We start from the raw sequence: 1,075 nt of genomic DNA on the forward strand, positions 1-1,075 counted from the left end.
CCGGTTTGAGACAGTTTTTATGATTATTTGAGGCGAATAGCGAGCTATTCAACGAAAAGAATCATAGAAAATGGCCAAATCCGGCTTTTTCGCAGTAGGTCAGTGGTAAGTCCGACAGGCTCCTAGAATTCAACGTCCCCTCAGAGCAACGAAGGGTCATCAAGTGTCAGCTGTTATTTCGAGAGCCGTTTTTGTAACGGTTCTGTTGTTGAGTTTGCCCATCATTGCCCAGGGCCCCCAGCAGAGCAGAAATCAAGCTGCTCACAGTCACAGTGAAGTGACCATTACAGACCAGCTGACAAACATATACACCTTTCATATTGAGAGATTGCCTTCGTTGTGGGGGAGCCCTGTTCTGGTGGCATCGGGAACAACAACGCTGGAGAGAGCGGAGGGTCATACAGTCAATAATGAAGAACAATATGTCAGAATTGCTCTGCAGCACAAATTGGAACTTATGAAGTCTGATTCAGCTTCCGAACTGCCTCGAGGCTTTCAGTTGCTGGTCAACCAGGGGAGAGAAGAGTACACGACCTATTACTGGGCTCCTAGTGGCGAAGTGACTGTATCGGCCAGCTATGTGCATAAGTCAGAAAGAAAGAATGTTCATGAGCCCGTTACGCTCAGTAATACCTATCTTCCTTTCTGGCTCTGGATTGGTAAACAGTCAGAAGCTTTCATGGTGAGTCAGCTTCAGCAGCCGCACTTTCTTTTCGACTTTTATACTCAGCATCGCACCAGGGTCAGGTTGACCAGTTACAGGCGCTGTACTTTGCCCCAACAACTTCAGATAGAAGAGGCTGATCACTATGCCTGTCACATACTCCGACCGGATTATGGGTGGTTATACAGAGTATTTGGCATGATTTGGGTGTCAGTTGCTTCTGACCAGTCAGCCCCCATCGACTGAAAACAACTTTTCAGTGTGTTCAGTGCATTATCAAAATCGGCTCTTCAGGGGTATCTGTGGGTAGGAATGAACAATTTCGAGGATAAAAGGGCATCGACAGCTGACTTTTGATAGTTTTTGTTGAAGGACAAAAAAACAACAAAAGCCGCCGCCGATGCTCATAAA

General features: G+C 46.5%; 1 protein-coding gene. It reads left to right on the plus strand.

Annotated elements, in window-relative coordinates:
• The first annotated feature begins 163 nt into the window (after positions 1-163).
• Complete coding sequence (locus ACR2PX_RS13790) at positions 164-910, plus strand: hypothetical protein (RefSeq protein ID WP_433999930.1); 747 nt, start codon at positions 164-166, stop codon at positions 908-910.
• Positions 911-1,075: the final 165 nt, after the last annotated feature.

The sequence above is a fragment of the Endozoicomonas sp. genome (assembly GCF_051008435.1).
Lineage (GTDB): Bacteria > Pseudomonadota > Gammaproteobacteria > Pseudomonadales > Endozoicomonadaceae > Endozoicomonas_A.